Annotated in this window: 1 pseudogene; it reads right to left on the bottom strand. The window is 50.1% G+C overall.

Annotated elements, in window-relative coordinates:
• Positions 1–371 (bottom strand): annotated as a pseudogene (locus RTW80_RS26345) (tail fiber protein); the annotation flags it as partial.
• Positions 372–832: the final 461 nt, after the last annotated feature.

Genomic DNA, 832 nt, shown 5'->3' on the forward strand with positions numbered 1-832 from the left:
GCAGATTTGTCAAAAGTCTGCCCCTGCATCAGGGCATAACCAGACGGAACGGTATCTGATGGCCACGGGATTGGTGCACCGACTGGATAAAACTCTGCAGGAGGATGAGCCGAGGTGTAAAGCTGCGCCCACGGCGACCAGTTTGCGTCGGTCGTATCCCGTCGTGAACGAATAAATGCCGGAGCATGAGCACCGCTTGTACCACTCCAGCCGATGAGTAACTCACCTTCGCCAACGGCTGTCATCCCTTTCAGGTGAATGATATTTCCATACGCTGTTGGATATCCGTTGTTATACACCTCGTATAACTCAAGACCTGCTGCCCCCTGCGTATTGTCTGTCAGCGCGGTTACCCGACCTTTTGAAGCCAGATTAACTGATGATACTGCTGTTCCACCTGACGGTAACGCCCCGATCTCTGATGCCGTTGGCTTATTTCTGGAGTTATAGTCCCTTCGCCAGCCAGGTGAATAATCTGTTCCGTGATTAATATAGGTAAACTGGGCGTTAGTTGTTCCACCACCAGTGGAGGTGGTCGGTGTGGTAATGCGGATCGTCATCGCTGACTTTATCCCCATTACTTCAATGACAGCTCCGGCGAGATGAATATTACCGCAGTCAGTATCAGTAATGATTTTATTATTGCCATAAGACCAGGAACCCTTGCACATCCAGTATGGATGGTTAAATGCTCCCTGAGAATCCAGCCACTCGATAAACTGTGCAGTCGTCCAGTTTCCTGTTGTTGTGCTTACTGACCCACCGAAGGCACGGCAGGCACCAATATTTTTCGTAAAGGTATCTTTGCCAGGGATATCCGCACCGTTCTGAT

Source organism: Escherichia sp. AM3 (assembly GCF_032029835.1).
GTDB classification, from domain to species: Bacteria; Pseudomonadota; Gammaproteobacteria; order Enterobacterales; family Enterobacteriaceae; genus Escherichia; species Escherichia coli.